Origin of the sequence: Clostridium mucosae (genome assembly GCF_024622765.1) — a bacterium.
In the GTDB taxonomy this organism is placed as follows: Bacteria; Bacillota; Clostridia; order Clostridiales; family Clostridiaceae; genus Clostridium.
Window position 1 is genome coordinate 1 of record NZ_JANKAF010000004.1, and the last position, 20,072, is coordinate 20,072.

19 protein-coding genes are annotated in these 20,072 nt (G+C 27.4%); 13 read left to right on the top strand and 6 right to left on the bottom strand.

Annotated features, from left to right (window positions below; translation table 11 throughout):
- The first annotated feature begins 323 nt into the window (after positions 1-323).
- Positions 324-1,556, top strand: a complete 1,233-nt coding sequence (locus NSA50_RS06365) for a DUF2334 domain-containing protein (RefSeq protein ID WP_257443867.1) — start codon at positions 324-326, stop codon at positions 1,554-1,556.
- Positions 1,557-1,667: 111 nt separating this feature from the next.
- Here NSA50_RS06365 and NSA50_RS06370 read toward each other — a convergent pair whose 3' ends face one another.
- Both NSA50_RS06370 and NSA50_RS06375 read right to left on the bottom strand, forming a co-directional pair.
- Positions 1,668-1,874: a DUF378 domain-containing protein gene (locus NSA50_RS06370; RefSeq protein ID WP_195263331.1), complete on the bottom strand. Its 207-nt coding sequence runs from the start codon at positions 1,872-1,874 to the stop codon at positions 1,668-1,670.
- 68 nt (positions 1,875-1,942) lie between these two features.
- Positions 1,943-2,410 carry an Lrp/AsnC ligand binding domain-containing protein gene (locus tag NSA50_RS06375; protein WP_195263332.1) on the bottom strand — a complete coding sequence of 156 codons (468 nt, stop codon included), beginning with the start codon at positions 2,408-2,410 and terminating at the stop codon, positions 1,943-1,945.
- A 285-nt stretch (positions 2,411-2,695) separates the two neighbouring features.
- Between NSA50_RS06375 and NSA50_RS06380 the strand changes: the two genes are divergently transcribed.
- Positions 2,696-3,031, top strand: a complete 336-nt coding sequence (locus NSA50_RS06380) for a hypothetical protein (RefSeq protein ID WP_257443870.1) — start codon at positions 2,696-2,698, stop codon at positions 3,029-3,031.
- A gap of 83 nt (positions 3,032-3,114) precedes the next feature.
- Here NSA50_RS06380 and NSA50_RS06385 read toward each other — a convergent pair whose 3' ends face one another.
- A complete protein-coding gene (locus NSA50_RS06385; RefSeq protein ID WP_195263334.1) occupies positions 3,115-4,140 on the bottom strand; it encodes a PHP domain-containing protein in 1,026 nt (341 codons plus the stop codon).
- Between the two features lie 125 nt (positions 4,141-4,265).
- Between NSA50_RS06385 and NSA50_RS06390 the strand changes: the two genes are divergently transcribed.
- From NSA50_RS06390 to NSA50_RS06415, 6 genes are all read left to right on the top strand, one after another.
- Positions 4,266-4,766, top strand: a complete 501-nt coding sequence (locus tag NSA50_RS06390; RefSeq protein ID WP_195263335.1) for a gamma carbonic anhydrase family protein — start codon at positions 4,266-4,268, stop codon at positions 4,764-4,766.
- A 14-nt stretch (positions 4,767-4,780) separates the two neighbouring features.
- The gene (locus NSA50_RS06395) at positions 4,781-5,623 is read left to right on the top strand and encodes a CvfB family protein (protein WP_195263336.1); all 843 of its coding nucleotides are present in this window, start codon (positions 4,781-4,783) and stop codon (positions 5,621-5,623) included.
- 277 nt (positions 5,624-5,900) lie between these two features.
- On the top strand, positions 5,901-6,239 hold the full coding sequence (locus tag NSA50_RS06400; RefSeq protein WP_195263337.1) for a hypothetical protein: 339 nt from the start codon (positions 5,901-5,903) through the stop codon (positions 6,237-6,239).
- 115 nt (positions 6,240-6,354) lie between these two features.
- Positions 6,355-7,158, top strand: coding sequence for an amino acid ABC transporter substrate-binding protein (locus NSA50_RS06405; protein WP_257443876.1), 804 nt, complete (start codon positions 6,355-6,357; stop codon positions 7,156-7,158).
- A 50-nt stretch (positions 7,159-7,208) separates the two neighbouring features.
- A complete protein-coding gene (locus NSA50_RS06410) occupies positions 7,209-7,850 on the top strand; it encodes an amino acid ABC transporter permease (protein ID WP_257444196.1) in 642 nt (213 codons plus the stop codon).
- Positions 7,851-7,862: 12 nt separating this feature from the next.
- Positions 7,863-8,540, top strand: coding sequence for an amino acid ABC transporter ATP-binding protein (locus NSA50_RS06415; RefSeq protein WP_195429468.1), 678 nt, complete (start codon positions 7,863-7,865; stop codon positions 8,538-8,540).
- Between the two features lie 197 nt (positions 8,541-8,737).
- Here NSA50_RS06415 and NSA50_RS06420 read toward each other — a convergent pair whose 3' ends face one another.
- On the bottom strand, positions 8,738-11,362 hold the full coding sequence (locus NSA50_RS06420; protein WP_257443879.1) for a calcium-translocating P-type ATPase, PMCA-type: 2,625 nt from the start codon (positions 11,360-11,362) through the stop codon (positions 8,738-8,740).
- Between the two features lie 245 nt (positions 11,363-11,607).
- On the opposite strand from NSA50_RS06420, the gene NSA50_RS06425 reads away from it, so the two are divergent.
- From NSA50_RS06425 to NSA50_RS06445, 5 genes are all read left to right on the top strand, one after another.
- Positions 11,608-12,030, top strand: coding sequence for a YaaR family protein (locus NSA50_RS06425; protein WP_195263341.1), 423 nt, complete (start codon positions 11,608-11,610; stop codon positions 12,028-12,030).
- A gap of 162 nt (positions 12,031-12,192) precedes the next feature.
- Complete coding sequence (locus NSA50_RS06430) at positions 12,193-13,905, top strand: ABC transporter ATP-binding protein (protein ID WP_257443881.1); 1,713 nt, start codon at positions 12,193-12,195, stop codon at positions 13,903-13,905.
- A 131-nt stretch (positions 13,906-14,036) separates the two neighbouring features.
- The gene (trxA, locus tag NSA50_RS06435; RefSeq protein WP_195263343.1) at positions 14,037-14,351 is read left to right on the top strand and encodes a thioredoxin; all 315 of its coding nucleotides are present in this window, start codon (positions 14,037-14,039) and stop codon (positions 14,349-14,351) included.
- Positions 14,352-14,368: 17 nt separating this feature from the next.
- Complete coding sequence (locus tag NSA50_RS06440) at positions 14,369-15,235, top strand: FAD-dependent oxidoreductase (protein ID WP_195263344.1); 867 nt, start codon at positions 14,369-14,371, stop codon at positions 15,233-15,235.
- 236 nt (positions 15,236-15,471) lie between these two features.
- The gene (locus NSA50_RS06445) at positions 15,472-17,208 is read left to right on the top strand and encodes an oleate hydratase (protein ID WP_257443883.1); all 1,737 of its coding nucleotides are present in this window, start codon (positions 15,472-15,474) and stop codon (positions 17,206-17,208) included.
- Positions 17,209-17,407: 199 nt separating this feature from the next.
- Here NSA50_RS06445 and NSA50_RS06450 read toward each other — a convergent pair whose 3' ends face one another.
- Both NSA50_RS06450 and NSA50_RS06455 read right to left on the bottom strand, forming a co-directional pair.
- Positions 17,408-18,244 (bottom strand): VanW family protein, encoded by an 837-nt coding sequence (locus NSA50_RS06450; protein WP_257443886.1) that lies wholly within the window; start codon positions 18,242-18,244, stop codon positions 17,408-17,410.
- A 362-nt stretch (positions 18,245-18,606) separates the two neighbouring features.
- Positions 18,607-19,665, bottom strand: a complete 1,059-nt coding sequence (locus NSA50_RS06455) for an NAD(P)H-dependent flavin oxidoreductase (protein WP_257443888.1) — start codon at positions 19,663-19,665, stop codon at positions 18,607-18,609.
- Positions 19,666-20,072 lie beyond the last annotated feature (407 nt).

Below are 20,072 nucleotides of genomic sequence, written 5' to 3' on the forward strand. Positions count from 1 at the left end.
AAAATAAATATTTAACCAGATATTTCATAGTATGTTTTTATTATAACCCCTAAAATATCAATTTTAAAATGCAAAAAAAGAGGTTGCTACAAAATGATTAAAAATCATTTTGCAACAGCCCCTTTTTATATGTAGAATATAAATTAGTAGTATATATTAATCTTATTAATTTATCTATAAGGAGATAGAAAGTTATGAAAAGAAGATTTAAAATTTCTTTTATAATACTATTAATTATGCATATTTCATGTTTATTTAGTTTTTTTGAATTAAATAGAAATCAAGTGATTTCAAAATATTCAAGTACTCGGGGAGCAAATTTTTTGGAAAGTGAAGGGGGGTATAAAAAAAGATTAAATGATGAGATGAATGCTAAAAAAGTCCCGTATAGCATATACTTTATTTTCTTAAATAGAAAAATGAATTTCAATAATGATGTGCTATATGAAAATAATAGATTATATATACCGATTTCTGAGTTTTTAAAATACCTAGGAAAAAACATTAAATTAAATGATGATACTTTAAAAATAGAAAGTATTGCTAATATAGATATAAGTAATAGAACATACACAGAAGATAATGAAGTTAGAAAATTGCGAGGAGACATATTCAAGAGAAATGATGAATATTATATATCATTTTTTGATTTATGTGAAATTTTAAAGCTTAATACTTATTGGGATTATGATGAAAATGATATATATATATCGAACAGAATAATAAATAAATTTAATGATGCAAAGATTAAAAGTAACAATAAAAAGAAGGAGGCATTTATTAGATTTGAGGACTTTACTGCAGGAGATGTTTATGTTGCAAAATCAGCACTTGAAAAAGTAAGAGCAGTAGTGGATTATATGCATGAAAATCAAGAAGATTTTAGTATAGGATGGATACCAAGATATATAAATAATACTAATAATATCGATAATGATATATCAAAAAATGAATCAATGCAAAACTCAAATTTTATATTTACATTAGATTATATTGTAAATAGAGGTGGTAGAATAGGACTTCATGGATATACTCATCAATATAAAGATAGTGATAGTGTTTCAGGATATGAATTTGGAGCTGATGGATATAATGATAAAGAAGAAGTCAGAAGAAGAGTAGAAGAGGCAATAAGGATATCAGATAAGCTCAATATACCAATTGACTTTTGGGAGACACCTCATTATAGGGTAACAAAGGATCAACAAAAGATATTTGAAGAATATTTTAAAATAATTTATGAACCACAAATAGGAATATATAATAAACATATAATTACTAGCAAAAGCAATGGAGTTACAAAATATATTCCAACACCAATGAGCTATGTAGATGATGATGATGGGAAAGTCATGATTGATAGGATAAAGAATAAGAAAAAGGATGAAGAACTTAGTCTATTTTATCATCTAAGTATAGAGATAGAAAGTGTAGATGTTTCAATAGATGATAGTGGAGATGTAAAATGCAATTATAATGAAAATTCAATTTTAAAACAAATAGTTAAGTATATAGATAATTTAGGTTACTATTTCGAAGATATTAAAAATATATAATAGCATACTGTAAAAATTAGATTTATTGAAATGTAAACATTTATAAAAGTTAAGAGAGTGTGAAAAACCACACTCTCTTAATTTTAATTAAATAAACTTTAATTAAATTGCTTAGTTAGAACCCATAAATCTATCTTTAGCAAAGAATGATAGAGAATATAGACCTGCTATTCCGACTAAAGCATAAATTATTCTGCTAAATGCAGTCATTGTTCCAAATAGTGTATCAACTAAGTTAAATTGAAAGAATCCAATTAATCCCCAGTTAACAGCTCCAATTATAACTAAAATAAGTGCTATTGAATCTAAAACTTTCATAAAAAACACTCCTTTTAAAATAGGTTTACAATAAATAGTGTAACCAAAAGGAATTATTTTATGTATTTTTATATAGATATATTTCTATCAATAGGTTGGTCTAAAGAAATTATTGTATCTGTTCTTTGTATTCCATTGATAGTATTAATTTTATTTAATAATATATCTTGTAGGTCAGTAATATTTCTACAAACTACCTTAGCAAAAATGGAATAATTTCCAGTTGTTAAGTGTAACTCGACAACTTCTTTAATTCTAGATAATTCATCAAAAACTGAATCAAAAGAAGAAGTTTTATCAACGTATATTCCAACGAAACAACATACATCATAACCTAACTTAGGTAAATTTAAAAGAATTCTAGTTCCTTTTATTATTCCAAGTTCCTCCATTTTTTTCATTCTAACATGTATCGTTCCCCCACTTACATGGCAAATTCTTGCTATTTCTAAGTAAGGAGTTCTACAATCTTTTATCAATAAATCTAGTATTTGTAGATCTAATTCATCTAATTGATAGGGCAAATTTAAACTCATAGAATCACCTCATATTAACATTTTATAATTTCTTTCTTTATTCTATCAAAAAATTTATTAAAATAGAAGGGAATTATAATAAATTTAATAAATTTAACTAAAAATATTAATATATTAGTAATAATTAGTAAAACATAGGTATTTAAAATGTATCAAAGATTTTATTAGCTGTAATATGGTATAAAAATATATAATGTTGTAAATATTTAAAGGCATATATCTTGAAAATATCTACTATTTCTTTTAATATAGTATATAGAAGCTTTTTAAAGGAGGAATAATACCATGCAGATATTAATTGCTATAGCATATTTTGCAGTAACTATCGGGTTAATGATCCTGCTATTTACTTTAGGTAAAAAATATGTATTTTCAAAGGTAAGAATAAATAAATGGATTCCATTAGCCATAGCACTAGTTCTATTTTTAGCCCAATTTTTTATAAAAACAAATAATATGTGGATAAATATGGGGCTTACTTTAGTAATAGTTTGGTTCTTCTTATGGTTCTTTGATATTCAAAGTACAGGTGGACCAAAGAAGAAAGAAAAGAAAATTGAAATAAGACCTAAAGCTAAGCCTAATAGAGTTAAACATATGCAAAATCAAAAAGATAATTAAAATTTTGGATATAAATATGGCATACAATTATGAAGTAAACATAATGTATGCCATATTTATTTTTATATTTATTTTAAAACTTATTAAACTATATCATCATTATTATTTATGAAAATAGGAGAGCTAAAAGCAATTTTATTATTTTCCTCAATAACTTTTATTATATACCAATTTTCATGGGGTTCTCTTTTATGCTCATAAAGATACTTAATGCTACTTAAATTAATATTTTCGATTGTTCTTATTATAGTACCTTTATTAGTTATTATTTGAATTTCTTTTATTTTATATTTGATATCTTCTGTAAATATCATAAATCTAAGCTTATCATCAGAAATAGTAATTTCTTCACCCATAAAACTATCATTTATAGTAAAATATAATTTTAAATATCGTGATTCAGTAGAATATGTCCTTCTTTCCCTAAAAGAAGATATAATATCATTAGTGGAAAGACTATTACATATGCAAACTGTCAAGTTTTCAGAATCACCAAAATTAATTTTATGGTTATCTTGACCATTAATAGCACCAAGTTTCCACCCATCATCTAGTAGGCTAAAGTAGTAGCGATCATGCCTTGTATATTTACTAGCAGGATTTCCATTTCCAACTTCTATAGATGTTATTAATTTATTTAATACTGAATTATAAGGTAGAGCTTTTATATTTTTATGTGGATGATTTATAGAAATAAATGAATCAGGATTATTTAGCATCCATAATGCCAAGACTTTTAAATCTCTTACGGCTCCAGTAAAAAAGTTTGAAGAATTCATTATATTCAAATCTCCATAGAGATAGGTCTTACATTCAAAACCAACTAGGGGTAAAAAACTATCATATTTCTTTTTTATTTTAGAGGCATAAACCTTAGTTCCTTGGAACTTAGAGTATTTATCATCTTTAATAGTTATTTCATTAGATAAATAAGAGTTATGATCTGTTATAAACATGAAATCTAGACCAGATCTATAACCGTACTCATAAGCTTCGATGGGAGAACCTTTACCAGTTGAAAATTCAGTATGACAATGCGGAATACCATAATAAAATTTTATGTTACTTTGATCAAATTCTTTTGATTGTTTATGTTTTTTTCTTCCCAAAATAAGCTCCTCAATAAATTATTACTTATCTATATATAGTATTGAATAACTATAAATAATGACAACAATATTCAGTAATGATAAAATAACTTTAAGGATTACTTACTAGATTGGAGGAAGTAAAAATGATAAAAGAATTTAATGGAATAAAACCTGTAATAGATAAGACTTGCTATATATCTGAGAGTGTTGATATAATAGGAGAAGTCGTTATTGAGAAGAATGTTAATATTTGGTTTGGAACACGATTAAGAGGTGATATGAACAAAATATATATAGGTGAAAATACCAATATTCAAGAAAATTCAGTTGTTCATGTTGATTTTGATTATGAAACTATTATAGGTAAAAATGTAACTGTAGGTCATGGTGCTATAATTCATGGATGTACAATTTCTGAAAATGTTTTAGTTGGAATGGGTTCAATAATATTAAATGGAGCTAAAATAGGGAAGAATACTATAATAGGAGCTGGCTCTTTAGTACCTCAAGGTAAAGAATATGAAGATGGAGTTCTTATTCTTGGAAGTCCAGCAAAGGTTATAAGAAAACTTACAGAAGATGAAATTGAAAATATAAAAAAATCTGCTAATAATTATGTTGAGTTAAGTAAAAAATACTTATAAAATTAGGAGGAAAAATGATTAATATAGGAAAATATAATGTTTTAGAAGTTAAGAGAGAAAAAGAATTTGGATTTTATTTAGGAGATGAAGGGAAGATAGATGTTTTACTTCCTAAATCTATGACAGAAGATAAACAAATACAAGTAGGAGATAAAATAGAGGTATTTGTATATAGAGATTCAAAAGATAGACCAATAGCAACTTTTAAAAAACCTTTGGTTACTGTTGGAGAAGTTGCTTATTTAAAAGTAGTATTCCAAACAGAATTTGGGGCATTTGTTGATTTTGGGCTAGATAGAGATATTTTTGTTCCAATAAAAGAACAAAGATTCAAATTACATACAGGAAGCAAATATTTATTTTACATATATGTAGATAAAACAGGAAGACTTGCAGCAACTACAGATGTAGAAAATTACTTATTAAATGCACAAGAAGAAGAAAAAGAATTTAAAGTTGGAGACGAGGTTATAGCTCAAGTATACTCTAAGAGTGAAGGTGGAACTGTCCATGTGGCTATAGATTCAAAGTATAAAGGGATAGTATTACCAAATGAATATTATACTGAAATTTATCCGGGAACTGAAATGAAGTTAAGGATAAAAAGAATATATGAAGATGGAATTATAGGTTTAACTCCAAGAAAAACAAGATTAAATGAAAGAGAACAAATTCAAGAAGATATACTTAAATATTTAAATAAAAATGGTGGTTTTATGCCATTTAATGATAAATCAAATCCAGAAGATATCAAGGCTACTTTTAATACAAGTAAAAATTACTTTAAGATGGCTTTAGGTGGTCTTATGAAGAGTGGAAAAATAGTTCAAGAAAAAGAAGGAACAAGATTAAAATAATTTTTAAAAGAGACAGTTTGTACTGTCTTTTTTTATAGGCTGATTTATCAGGAAAAAATATATACAAAATGAAAAAGATATTAAATAGATTTCTGAGACTGCGCCTTATACGAATAATTATTTATCTTATGTTTATTATAACGTCTATAATAGTGAGTAGTATAAAAATAAAGAAATAAGAACTAAATAAAATATATGCTAAAGTTAAAAATAATAAGAATAGGTAGTTTTTAAAGTGTTAATACTAGTAATGTATATAAAAAGGAGCTAGATTTTAATGACTAAGAAAAATAAAAATATAGATATAATAATTTCGGTATTTATAATATATAATTGCTTTTTAGCTATTTTTTCAAATATTATTAGTACTAATTTTAAATATGAAAATTTTATTATGCTTGGAGTTATATATTTAACTTCTTTAATAACTTATTTTATAACTATAGAAAGTTCAATTATATTTATTATCTTCATAGATTTTATTTATTCAAGCATAATTTTATACAGACATTTAGTAAAATTAGAAGAATTACAATTAGGTACCTTTTATTGGATATTAATAATTCCAATTACAACTATTATTATATATAATTTAAGAAAAATAATTAAAAGTTAGCAATAAAAATGCAGTAATAGAAATAAATTATTGTATTTTTTATTGACTTTATTACTTTACTGTGATAAAGTAATAAATAAATAAAGAGATAAGCAAAATAAAGGGGGATTTAATCATGAAAATATTAAAAAGATTATTAATTAGTTCATTATTAGGAGTAATGGCATTAGCATTAGTATCTTGCGGAGAAAAGAAAGTTGAAAATTCTATGGATAAAGAAGAATTAGTATTGGGGTTTGATGATACTTTTGTTCCAATGGGATTTAAGGACGATAATGGTGAATATACAGGATTTGATATAGAACTTGCAAAAGAAATTAGTAAAAAATTAAATAAAAAAATTATATTTCAACCTATAGATTGGAGTATGAAAGAAACAGAACTTAACAATGGCAATATAGATTTTATTTGGAATGGATATAGCGTAACTGAAGAAAGAAAAGAAAAGGTTGCATTTTCAAAAGAATATTTAAATAATAGACAAGTTATTATAACATTAGCTAATTCAAAAATTAATTCAAAGAAAGACTTAAAAAATGCAGTAGTTGCTGCACAAAATCAATCAAGTGCAGTAGATGCAATAGAATCTGATGGGGAGGATACAGTTAATAGCTTTAAAGATGGAAAAATAGTTACATTTGAAACTAATAATGAAGCTTTGATGGACTTAGAGGCAGGTAGAGTAGATGCAGTTGTTGCCGATGAAATATTAGCTAAGTATTATATAAATCAAAGAGGTGCTGAAAAGTATAAGGTTTTAAAAGAAGACTTTGGTAAAGAATCATATGCAGTAGGAATGAGAAAAGATGATAATGAATTAGTTGAAGCCTTTAATAACGCTTTTGATGAACTAGTAAATGAAGGTAAAGCTGGAGAAATATCAGAAAAATGGTTTGGAGAAGATATAATAGCTAAATAAACTTATAAATAACTAAATTAATTTAAGACGAGGTGTTTTCTTTGGAATTAATGAACGAAATAATAGCTTTTATTCCACAAGTTTTAGAAGGATTAAAAGTTACAATAGAAATATTTATAATTACTTTGATTTTATCTATACCATTAGGTGCCATAATTGCACTTGGAAGAATATCTAAAATAAAGATATTAAAATCAATAACAGGAATATATGTATTAATTTTAAGGGGAACACCTCTTTTATTACAAATTCTATTTATATTTTTTGGATTACCATTAATAAATATAAGCATTCCAAGATTTCCAGCAGCAATATTAGCAATGGTATTAAATTATGGAGCATATTTTGGAGAGATATTTAGGGCAGGAATTATATCTATAGATAAAGGACAATTTGAGGGAGCAGAGGTATTAGGATTAAGCAAAAAAGATACTTTCTTTAGAATTATAATGCCACAAGCATTAAAAAGAATATTTCCACCAGTTGCAAATGAAATTGTTACTCTAGTTAAAGATACAGCTTTAGTTTATGTTGTAGGGTTAGATGAATTATTAAAAATAGCAAAGATAGCTTCAAATAGACTTTCATCTATAATGCCATTTGTAGTAATAGCAGTTGTTTATTTACTATTTAATGGGATAATAACAAAAGTGTTAGAGAGTATTGAAAAAAGATTTAGTTACTATCAATAGGAGGGATTGCTAATGCTAAAAATTCAAGGATTAAGGAAGAACTTTGGTAAATCTGAAGTCTTAAAAGGAATAAACTTAGAAGTAAAAAATGGAGAAATAGCAGTTATAGTTGGACCTTCAGGTGGTGGTAAAACAACTTTGTTAAGGTGTGTAAATGGATTAGAGTTTTGTGATGAAGGGACTATAGAAATAGATAATAAATTTTTATGTAAAGAAGGGGACTATAAAGAAAAGCAAGAATTTAATGAAGCACGAAGAGAAATTGGTTTAGTATTTCAAAACTTTAATCTATTTCCACATATGAGTGTATTAGAAAATTTAATTGAAGCACCAAAAAGAGTTTTAGGAGAATCAGATGAATTAGCAAGGAAAAATGCAGCAGAAGTTTTAGGGTTTTTAGGACTAAAAGACAAATTAGACAGCTATCCATATGAATTATCAGGTGGACAAAAGCAAAGAGTTGCAATAGGAAGAGCATTGGCACTCAATCCAAAGTTAATGTGTTTTGATGAACCTACTTCTGCATTAGATCCAGGGCTAACTGTTGAAGTAGCAAGCTTAATAAGAAGCCTTGCAAAAGAAGGGATGAGTATGCTTATAATAACACATGACATGGCTTTTGCAGAAAAAGTAGCAGATAAAATTTATTCAATGGATAATGGAAAGCTTAAAGAAGGAAACATATTTTAATGGATAATGGACAAGGGATAATTGATAATTAATGAAAGAATGAAAGAATTAAAAAATGAAAGAATTGTGGAATAAACTTCTCAGAAGTTTAGAAAAATTTATTTTCTTAATTTAGCATGCTAAATTATTTCCTTAATTCTTTCATTTTATATTTAATACTAAAGTATCAAATTAAATATTAAGTTTTTGATTCTAAATTATTTTTTCCTTTCATTCATTCTAAAGAATATTTTTATTATTTCATTTATAACAAATGGAATTAAAGATATTAATATTACTATTCCCCAATCCTTAAAGGCTAATCTATAAACCTTAAAGACTGATGCAGTAAATGGTATAGTTATTATAGCAAATTGTAATAAGATACCAAATACTATTGATCCAATTAACCATTTGTTTTTAAACACTCCAACTTGGAATAGGGATTTGGTTTCATTTCTCATTGCTAAGGAATAGAATAATTGTGAAACACTAAGTACAACAAATGCCATAGTTTGAGCATGTCTTAGTGAATCTGGATATAAATATTCTCCAAGTACAAAGGCAAATAGTGTAGTTGCACCTATTAAAATACCATTTAATATTAATAATTTACCCATTTTTCCTGCAAATAAGCTTTCTTTTGGATTTCTTGGTGGAAGATCCATAACTCCCTTATCTCCAGGATCAACACCAAGAGAAAGAGCAGGAAAGCTATCAGTAATTAAATTCACCCAAAGAATGTGTATTGGTAGTAGTGGTGCAGCCCAATTTAATAATATAGCCACAAATAAGGCAACAATTTCACCTAAGTTACAACTTAATAAGAATAAGATGGATTTCTTTATATTATTAAAGATATTCCTACCTTCTTCTACAGCACTAACTATAGTTGTAAAATTATCATCAGTTAATACCATATCTGCAGCTCCTTTTGCTACATCTGTTCCTGTAATACCCATAGCAACTCCTATATCAGCTGCTTTTAATGATGGGGCATCATTAACGCCATCACCAGTCATAGACACAATGTTACCATGAGCTTTAAAGGCTTTAACAATTTTAACTTTATGCTCAGGTGATACACGGGCAAAAACTCTATAATTATTAACTATTTTAGTAAACTCTTCATCTGAATAAGTATCTATTTCACTACCAGACATAGCTTCTGAAATATCGCTTGCAATTCCAAGCTCTTTAGCAATAGCTACAGCAGTATTTTTATGATCACCAGTTATCATTATCGTTCTAATTCCTGCATTTTTACTCTTTTGAATTGAACCTTTGACTTCTTCTCTTGGAGGGTCTATCATGCCCATAAGGCCAACAAAAATTAAGTCTTGTTCAAGTTCATCGATAGAAACATGTTCATTATCTATAACTTTATATCCTAATGCTAAAACTCTCAATGCATCATCAGACATTAAATTTGAAGCATCTAGAACTTTTTCCTTTTCTTCTTTGGTAAACTCTTTAATTTCTCCATTGATTAATATTTTATTTGATATTTTTAAAATACTATCTATAGCACCTTTAGTAAAAACATTAAATTTTTTATCATAAGCATTTACAGTGGTCATAAGTTTTCTGTCAGAATCAAATGGAATTTCATTTACTCTTCTATGGATATTATTAAGTTCTTCCTTAAATATGTTAATCTTATTACCTACATCAATTAATGCAACTTCTGTAGGATCACCAGTTTGAACTCCATCTTTTGAGGTGGCATCATTACATAAAATCATACCATCAATTAGTAATTTACTTTCATTATTTTTTATATCTATTTCTTCAAGTGGTTTAGTATTTCCATTAACATAGAACTTTTTTACTGTCATTCTATTAATAGTTAAAGTACCAGTTTTATCTGAACAAATTATATTAACAGAGCCTAAGGTTTCTACTGAAGGAAGCTTTCTAATAATAGCATTTTCCTTTATCATTCTTTGAACTCCAAGAGCTAGAACTATTGCTACTATAGCTGGTAAGCCTTCAGGAATAGCTGCAACAGCTAAACTAATAGAAGTCATAAACATTTCTAAAAAATCTCTTCCTTGGAACATGGAGACTATAAACATAATTATGGAAATTCCAACAGCAGCAAATCCAAGAATCTTACCTAATTGAGCTAATTTTTTTTGAAGAGGGGTAGTGTTTTCGTCTTCTTCATCTAGCATTTTAGCAATCTTACCTATTTGAGTATCCATTGCTGTAGCTATTACTATACCTGTTCCTCTACCATAAGTTGCAAGGGTAGACATGAATGCCATGTTATGTTGATCTCCAATAGGAACATCTTTTTCTTCTTCTATGATATTTGAGTTTTTTTCAGCAGGAACAGATTCACCTGTAAAAGCAGATTCTTCAATTTTTAAGTTAGCAGATTCAATTAGTCTTAAATCAGCTGGAATATATCTTCCTGCATCTATTATTACTATATCACCAACAACGACTTCTTCGGATGGAATTTCAATAATTGATCCATCCCTTTTAACAAGAGCTTTGGGAGTTGACATATTTTTCAGTGCTTCTAGAGCTTTTTCAGCTTTAGACTCTTGGATGACTCCAATGATTGCATTAACAAATATTACTATTAAAATAATGATTGCATCGCTTACTTCACCTACAATTGCTGATATTATTGCCGCAACTATTAAAATATAAATCATAGCATCATTAATTTGAGATAAAAAAAGCTGAAAAGTTGATTTTTTCTTTTTCCATTGAAGTTTATTTAGACCATTTTTTTCTAACCTTGCTTTTGCTTCACTTGAGGAAAGTCCATTAATTACATTTGATGATAACTCTTTAACTATTTCCTCATGACTTTTATTAAACCACATTAAAATACCTCCAAACTTTCTAATATTTGTAAAATTAAACTTTTTATATAAGTATAGCATATTTACTTTTATTAATATTAATACATGGAAAAAAAAGTGAGAAAAGATATTTTTTAATGATATAATATATATGTTTTAATTAATAATTTATGTAATTATATTAAATTTGAAGTAAAGGGCTAATATATATATATTTAATCTAAATAGAAAACTTAAACTATATAGTATAAAAAAAGGTGGGTATTATGGAAATTAGTAGAATAAATAGGAAGAGTCCAATTAAGCAAGATAAGAGAGTTGTCTCTGAAAAAAAAGATTTTTCACAAAGTTTTAATCAGGCTAGAGAAAGAAAGTCTGAAGAGCAATTGAATCAAATGATTGAAGAAATACATAAAAAAGGTAATAGATTAGTAATTACTAAAACATATGGTGATGTTATAGCTTATAAGAAAATAATAAAAGAATATTTAGAGTCTATTTTAAAGTTTATGTATGATACCAAAAAGGATATAAGCTTTTGGCAAACACAATATTTTATAACAGTAGATACCATAGATCAAAAGCTTGAAGAGCTTACTAAATCACTTTTAGTGGGGGAAGAAGATAATTTAAATATAGCTGCTTCAATTGATGAAATTCAAGGATTAATAGTTGATATATATAGATAGAAATAATTAAAAATAACTATACTTATAAATTAATATGCATTTAATTTGTTTAATAAATAGATAAATTATCTCGAAATAATAAAGATTCCTTGAAAATTATTATCAATAAGTCTATTATTAAATAATAACAAAATAAAATGTACTAATAAAAGGAGGTTAGTTATGGTAAAAAGATTTATTAGTTACTATAAACCATACAAAAAATTATTTTTCTTAGATATGTTTGCGGCATTTATAGCAGCAGCATGTGATCTTGTATATCCTATGATGACAAGAACATTAGTAAATGACAGCATTCCAAATAAAAATCTAAGAATGCTAGTAGTATTTGGAGTTACTTTATTAATTATATATTTAATAAAAGCAGCTTGTGGCTATTTCATGCAATATTATGGACATGTTATGGGTGTACATATGCAAGGAGATATGAGAAAGGACATGTTTTTACATCTACAAAAACTACCTAATTCATATTTTGATAATAATAAAACTGGTGATTTAATGAGTAGAATGATAAATGACCTTATGGAAGTATCAGAGCTTGCTCACCATGGTCCGGAAGATTTATTTATTTCTCTTGTTATGTTAATTGGTTCATTTACTGTATTATGTACAATTAATATACCATTAACTCTTATTATATTTGCATTTATACCTTTCATTGTGTTATTTACTTGGAAACAAAAAAATAAAATGATGAATGCTTTTATGGAAACTAGAGTAGAAACATCAGCTGTAAATTCAAATTTGGAAAACTCACTTTCTGGCATAAGAATAACAAAGGCATTTGTATCACATGATCATGAAATAGATAAATTTGAAAATGGAAATAATAAATTTAAGAATGCTAGATCAAGAGCATATAAGGTAATGGCAGAATATTTTGCAGGTGTTGGCTTTGGAATAGATATTTTAGATTATGTTGTACTAATAGCAGGTGGAATATTCACATATTTTGATATAATAAATATAGGAGATTTCTTTGCATATCTTTTATATATAAAACTATTTACGCAACCAATTAAAAAGTTAGTTAACTTTATGGAACAATATCAAAATGGAATGACTGGATTTAAGAGATTTATATCTATAGTAGACGAAAAGATTGAGAAAGATGGAAGTATAGAACTAAAGAATGTTGAGGGTCATATTAAATTTGAAAATGTTCACTTCAGCTATGATGAAAAAAGCATTTTAGAGGGAATAGATTTAGATATAGAACAAGGAAAAATGCTTGCATTAGTAGGACCATCAGGTGGTGGTAAAACAACTTTCTGTAATTTGATTCCTAGATTTTACGATGTAACTGAAGGGAATATAACTATTGATAATATAAGTATATATGATGCTAAATTAGAATCTTTAAGAAGAAATATAGGAATAGTTCAACAAGATGTCTTCCTATTCACTGGAACAATAAAAGATAATATATTATATGGAAGGCATGATGCTACTGATGAAGAAGTAGTAATAGCAGCTAAAAGAGCTAATATACATGAATTTATTATGTCATTACCAGAGGGTTATGATACTTATGTAGGAGAAAGAGGCGTTAAACTTTCTGGTGGACAAAAGCAAAGAATTTCAATTGCAAGAGTCTTCTTGAAAAATCCACCTATATTAATTTTAGATGAAGCAACATCAGCATTAGATAATACAACAGAATACATGATACAGAAGTCTTTAGAAGAATTATGTGCAGGAAGAACTACAATAGTTGTAGCACATAGATTATCAACAATAAAAAATGCAGATGAAATCATAGTATTAACAGATAAGGGAATTGAAGAAAAAGGAAGTCATGAAGTCTTACTAAAAGAAGAGGGATTATATAAAGAATTATATGAATCTCAGTTTTTACATTTAAAAAAATAGCAAATAAAATAGTTTTTATTGGGGAGAATAAATAGGGAAAATAACCCTATAATCTATTGACTATAAATAAATAATTGTGTAAAATAAATACAAAGGATACCCCTTAGGGGTATATTAGGAGGTAAATTTATATGGTTCAGCATGTATCAGAAACAGATTTTAATGAAGTAGTACTAAAACATGAAGGAGTTGTATTAGTAGACTTTTGGGCAACTTGGTGTGGTCCTTGTAAAATGATAGCGCCTGTATTAGAGGAAGTATCTAATGAAATAAATAATGCAAGATTTGTAAAAATTGATGTAGATGCAAATCCAAATTTAGCTAATAAATATCAAATAGCAAGTATTCCAACTTTAATGATATTTAAGAATGGTGCTCCAGTAGAAACTTTAGTTGGTTTTATGCCTAAAGATTCTTTAAAAGAAGCTGTAGTTAAGCATCTATAAAATAAAGAGGTAGAAAAGTGAGCGAAAGATATGATATTGCAATAGTAGGTAGTGGTCCAGCTGGTTTATCAGCAGCTCTAAATGCAAAGATAAGAAATAAGAAATTTATTATCTTTGGAAATAAGAACTTAACTAATAAGCTTGTTAAAGCGCCGAAGATCAATAACTATTTAGGCTTTTATGGAATAACGGGAGAAGGCGTTAAGGAAAGATTTCAAGAACATCTACAGGCTATGGATATAGAAATAACAGAGGAAAGAATTAATAGTATTTATGCAATGGGTGAGTACTTTGCTTTAATGGCAAATGATAAAACCTTTGAAGCAAAATCTGTTATTTTAGCAACAGGTATAGAATATACAAGACCTATAAAAGGTGAAGAAGAGTACCTAGGTAAGGGTGTAGGATACTGTGCAACATGTGATGCACCTTTATATAAAGGCAAAGTAGTAACTATAATAGGTCATAATAAGGAAGCTGAGGAAGAAACAAATTATGTTTCAGAACTAGCTGGAGAAGTATATTATGTTCCTATGTATAAAGATAAATATAATTTAAGAGATAATATAAAAGTAGTTGAAGATAAACCACAGGAGATAGTTGGTGAATTAAAGGTAAATAAATTAATTTTAAAGAATACAGAAATATCAACTGATGCTGTCTTTATATTAAAAGATTCAATTTCACCAGGTCAACTAGTTCCAGGTTTAAAAATAGAAGAAAATCATATCTTTGTTGATAGACTTATGAAAACTAATATACCAGGATGTTTTGCAGCTGGTGATTGTGTAGGTAAGCCATATCAATATATAAAATCTGCAGGCGAAGGTAATGTAGCTGCCCTTAGCGCAGTTCAATATTTAGATACAATTTCAAAAAAATAAATTAAAGTATACAGTACTTAGTTTTAAGTACTGTATATTTTTTTGTAAAAATATCTTAAGAAAAAGGCTAATATTATTTGGAAATATGAACAAAATGTTAAGGAAAGATGTATAAATTATAAAGATTGAATAAAATTAGACACATACTAAATATTGTCTAAATACTTTATTATTTGGGTAAACTATAATATTAAGTATATAGATGAATCAAATATAAGGAAAGTTGAGGGATATTTATGGGTAAGAAATCAAAAAGTAATATAAATCCATTATTAGCAGTTGGTGCAATTGCGGGAGCAGCAGCAGTTGCTGCTTTGGCAGCGAAGAAGATGAAGAAGAATGAAGAAAAAGAATCATCATTTGAAACATTCACTCAAAATTTTAATGAAAATAATGAACGACAAGTATATTTTGTTGGTGGTGGTTTAGCATCTTTAGCGGGCGCTGCATACCTAGTAAGGGATTGTAATTTTAAAGGTGAAAATATTCATGTTATAGAAGGAATGCATATATTAGGTGGAAGTAATGATGGAGCTGGAGATGCTATAAATGGATTTGTATGCCGTGGTGGAAGAATGTTGAATGAAGAAACATATGAAAACTTTTGGGAGCTTTTAAGGAGTGTACCATCATTAGAAATGCCAGGTATGAGTGTTACAGAAGAAATATTGAATTTTGACCACTTACATCCAACACATGCACAAGCACGTTTGGTAGATAAATATGGTGTGATACAAGATGTAGAGAGTATGGGATTTAATAATGCTGACCGTACAGCTCTTGGAAAATTAATGATTACTCCAGAAGAAAAGCTTGATGATTTAACAATTGAAGATTGGTTTAAAGATACTCCACACTTCTTTACAACAAACTTCTGGTATATGTGGCAAACAACTTTTGCATTCCAAAAATGGTCAAGTTTATTTGAATTTAAGCGTTATATGGAACGTATGATATTTGAATTTTCACGTATTGAAACATTGGAAGGTGTAACACGTACCCCATATAATCAATATGAATCAGTTATACTTCCATTAAAATCTTATTTAGATGGTTTTGGTGTTGATTTTAGCATAAATGCAACAGTTACAGATTTAGATTTTAAACCAGGTGAAGGTATAACAGTAACAGCAATGCACATAGAAGATGAAGAGGGTGAAAAAATAATAGAATTAAATGATGGAGATATTTGTATAATTACTAATGCTTGCATGACTGATAGTGCAACATTAGGAGATTTTAAAACAGCTCCTGAGTATAATCCTAATAAACCAATTTCAGGAGAACTTTGGGCAAAGATTGCTAAAAAGAAATTTGGGCTTGGAAATCCAGAACCATTTTTTAACCATCCAGATGAAACTAACTGGGAAAGCTTTACCGTAACATGTAAAGGGAATAAATTATTAAAATTGATTGAACAGTTCTCAGGTAATGTAGCTGGTAGTGGAGCATTAATGACATTTAAAGACTCTAGTTGGTTAATGAGCATAGTTGTTGCAGCTCAACCACATTTTAAAAATCAACCAATGGATACGACAATATTCTGGGGATATGGACTTTACACAGATAAAATTGGAGACTATGTGAAGAAACCTATGAGAGAATGTACTGGTGAAGAGTTATTAATTGAACTTTTACATCACTTACATTTTGAAGATAAAATAGATGAAATTATGGAAACTGTAGTAAATGTAATTCCATGTATGATGCCATACATTGATGCACAATTCCAACCACGTAAAATGAGTGATAGACCTAATGTAGTACCAGAAGGTTCAACTAACTTTGCAATGATAAGTCAATTTGTTGAAATTCCAGAAGACATGGTATTTACAGAAGAATACTCAGTACGTGCAGCAAGAATAGCAGTTTACACATTATTAAATGTAAAAAATAAAAAGATAATACCAGTAACACCTTATAAGAAAGATCCAAAAGTATTATTAAAAGCATTAAAAAAATCATATAGCTAAATTGAAAATGAAAAGTGAATAGTTAATGCTGAAAGAGTTAAGGCTGTTTTGCTCTGCAAAACTTATATTAGATTTTTGTAAAGCAGGAATCATTAAAAAATCTTTTAAGGATTTTTTCCTTAACTCTTTCACTATTTCATTCTTTAACTCTTTAATGTTTTTCAATTGATAATTATCAACTACCATCAATTATCAATTATCAATTATCAATTGTCACTTTTCCATTGTCTAAGTATGGGTGATACATCATAAATGCATGATTTTCAGCGACATATTCATCATTAATTTTATCACCAACAAGATTAAAAACCTTTCTATGTATAATATTATTTCTAATATAATGACCATAAAATCCAGGAGTCATTGAGTGTTCTTTTTCATAAACTTCATATCTATAATTACATGGTTCTATTGAACGCCATTCACCTACAAGGTTTTCATTTGTAAGATACAATTTAAGTTGATAAGGTTTATTTGTAGTATTTTTAATTTCTAAATCTAAATAATTAAAAAAACATGTAGCACCAGAACCGAAAGGTTGAGTCCTATTTACATCAGGAAAAACATCATGACTATGTCTATATCGTTCAGTAACAATTAGAGGAGTATGTAAAGTAATCCAATAAATTAAATTAGATAATTGGCATAAGCCCCCACCAACTCCAGGTTTAAAATCACCATTAGGGCAAAGAACCAACCCATCTTTATAACCTTTTCTATAGGTAGGTTTACCAATTAGTTTCCAATAAGAAAAGTATTCACCAGGCATAATAGTAACACCATCTAGCTTTTTTATTGCTAACCTTAAATTATCAACTTTATTACGTTGCAAATACATATCAACATCTTTTAACTTTCTATAAAGAGGTGTACTGTGAGTAAAAATTACATGCTCTAAATCTTCTTTAAGAATATTTTTACTATATATATTTTTAGAAAACCACCAGTAAAAATATTTTCTCATCTTATAGTATGTTTGTCCTAAAAATAATCTTAATTGACTGCGCTTAATAGGCTTTTTTTCAATATAAGGCATAAATTCAGCTCCTAAAAAATTATATGGTTTAATTGTAAAATATTAGTGAAGTATATACAAGTAGGTAGATTATTTAAATTTACTTTTATTTTGGGGGTTAAGGTAATATTTAGTGAAGAATAAAGAAATGAAGGTTATGAAATGAAAAAATTAAAGAGTTAAAATTTAATTCAATACTAAAGCATTAAATGTAAAATGAAAGAATTAAGGAAGTAATTTAGCATAGCTAAATTAAAAAACAATTTATTTAAACTCCTAAGGAGCCTAATTCCATAATTCTTTCACTTTTTAATTTTTTTACTATTTAATTAAATATAAAACTATCTGAGTTTTTGCATTAATTTTAAATTTTAAATTTTAAATTAAAGCTTTCCTATTAATTCATCTATAAGTTCCTTTACGGAAATTATCTTATTTATTCGATGAGCATTTGCACCACAGAAAACCAATCCATTTTCAACATCGCCTTTTACAGCGTTGATTAAAGCTGAGCTTATACAATATGGTGTTGTTGCTGGGGTACAAGGAATCAAGCAATTATAACATTTAGTTATTTTTACTTTTTGATTTTTTAATGTTTCTGTTAATTTGTTTTTTATAGCTCTACCTGGCATTCCTACTGGGCTTATAGTTAATTCAATATCTTCTTTTTTGCAATTAACATAAGCATTTTTAAAATTAATATGTGCATCACATTCATGAGTTGCTACAAATCTTGTTGCAACTTGTACGCCATTAGCTCCAAGATTTAGGTATTTAATCATATCATCATGAGTAAATACACCACCAGCAACGACAACAGGGATTTCGGTATTGAATTCATTTTCAAAGTTTTTAACTTCTTTAATTATGTTTATAACATTATTATCGAAATTCTTAATTTCATCAGTTAGGTTATTAGCTTTAAACCCAAGATGTCCACCAGCCATTGGACCTTCAACAATTATGGCATCAGCAGTTCTATTAAAATGTTTTTTCCAATAGCCTAGAATCACTTTTACAGCTTTTGAAGATGATACTATAGGAGCTATCTTTATTGAACTTTCCTTTACAATTTCAGGTAAGTTTAATGGAAGTCCAGCGCCAGATATAATTAAATCAGCTCCAGCTTCAATGGCTGCTTTTACATGCTCAACATAATTGTTCATTGCAACCATCACGTTAACACCTATTATTCCATTTGAACTTATTTCCTTAGCTTTCTTTATATGATTAGCTAATCCTCTTAGATTAGCTTTTAATGTATTAGTTTCAAAATCTTCCTCCATATAACCTGCATGAGCAGCAGAAATAACACCAATAGCACCATTCTTTGCAACATTACCTGCAAGATTTGATAGAGATACTCCAACACCCATTCCCCCTTGAATTATAGGGACTTTAGCTATTATATCACCAATTTTTAATGGTTTAATATTCATAATTTTACTCCTTTAAATTTTAAGAATAATACTTTGATAATCAAAATATTATTAATAGTATAGTTCAGAATTTTGAAAAAAACAATAGATAGTTTAATTAATAATTTATATTAATAGATATTAATTGTGCTGTAGAAAATAAAATAAGAGAACGGGAAAGCTGTAAAATAAATGAATTGAGGATGTTTTGCTATGTAGTACATAAGGAAAATATAAAATTAAATATATGAAAAGAACATTATAGATTGAATTTATAATTAAAAAAATATTACGAATGTTGACAAATTAAAAAAATGGTATTATCATAATGACATTGCTTTGATAGTCAAAATATTTGAAAAGAGGAATTTAATCAATATTTCTGTATTTTTATTTATTTAATAGTATCTATTGATAAAATAGTATGA

Excerpts from the sequence above, each read along its gene's own strand:
- NSA50_RS06400 (WP_195263337.1), top strand. The coding sequence starts at position 5,901 with ATGACTAAGAAAAATAAAAATATAGATATAATAATTTCGGTATTTATA.
- NSA50_RS06425 (WP_195263341.1), top strand. The coding sequence starts at position 11,608 with ATGGAAATTAGTAGAATAAATAGGAAGAGTCCAATTAAGCAAGATAAG.
- NSA50_RS06375 (WP_195263332.1), bottom strand. The coding sequence starts at position 2,410 with ATGAGTTTAAATTTGCCCTATCAATTAGATGAATTAGATCTACAAATA.
- trxA (WP_195263343.1), top strand. The coding sequence starts at position 14,037 with ATGGTTCAGCATGTATCAGAAACAGATTTTAATGAAGTAGTACTAAAA.
- NSA50_RS06380 (WP_257443870.1), top strand. The coding sequence starts at position 2,696 with ATGCAGATATTAATTGCTATAGCATATTTTGCAGTAACTATCGGGTTA.
- NSA50_RS06370 (WP_195263331.1), bottom strand. The coding sequence starts at position 1,874 with ATGAAAGTTTTAGATTCAATAGCACTTATTTTAGTTATAATTGGAGCT.
- NSA50_RS06405 (WP_257443876.1), top strand. The coding sequence starts at position 6,355 with ATGAAAATATTAAAAAGATTATTAATTAGTTCATTATTAGGAGTAATG.
- NSA50_RS06455 (WP_257443888.1), bottom strand. The coding sequence starts at position 19,665 with ATGAATATTAAACCATTAAAAATTGGTGATATAATAGCTAAAGTCCCT.
- NSA50_RS06420 (WP_257443879.1), bottom strand. The coding sequence starts at position 11,362 with ATGTGGTTTAATAAAAGTCATGAGGAAATAGTTAAAGAGTTATCATCA.
- NSA50_RS06410 (WP_257444196.1), top strand. The coding sequence starts at position 7,209 with ATGAACGAAATAATAGCTTTTATTCCACAAGTTTTAGAAGGATTAAAA.
- NSA50_RS06430 (WP_257443881.1), top strand. The coding sequence starts at position 12,193 with ATGGTAAAAAGATTTATTAGTTACTATAAACCATACAAAAAATTATTT.
- NSA50_RS06390 (WP_195263335.1), top strand. The coding sequence starts at position 4,266 with ATGATAAAAGAATTTAATGGAATAAAACCTGTAATAGATAAGACTTGC.
- NSA50_RS06415 (WP_195429468.1), top strand. The coding sequence starts at position 7,863 with ATGCTAAAAATTCAAGGATTAAGGAAGAACTTTGGTAAATCTGAAGTC.
- NSA50_RS06445 (WP_257443883.1), top strand. The coding sequence starts at position 15,472 with ATGGGTAAGAAATCAAAAAGTAATATAAATCCATTATTAGCAGTTGGT.
- NSA50_RS06395 (WP_195263336.1), top strand. The coding sequence starts at position 4,781 with ATGATTAATATAGGAAAATATAATGTTTTAGAAGTTAAGAGAGAAAAA.
- NSA50_RS06450 (WP_257443886.1), bottom strand. The coding sequence starts at position 18,244 with ATGCCTTATATTGAAAAAAAGCCTATTAAGCGCAGTCAATTAAGATTA.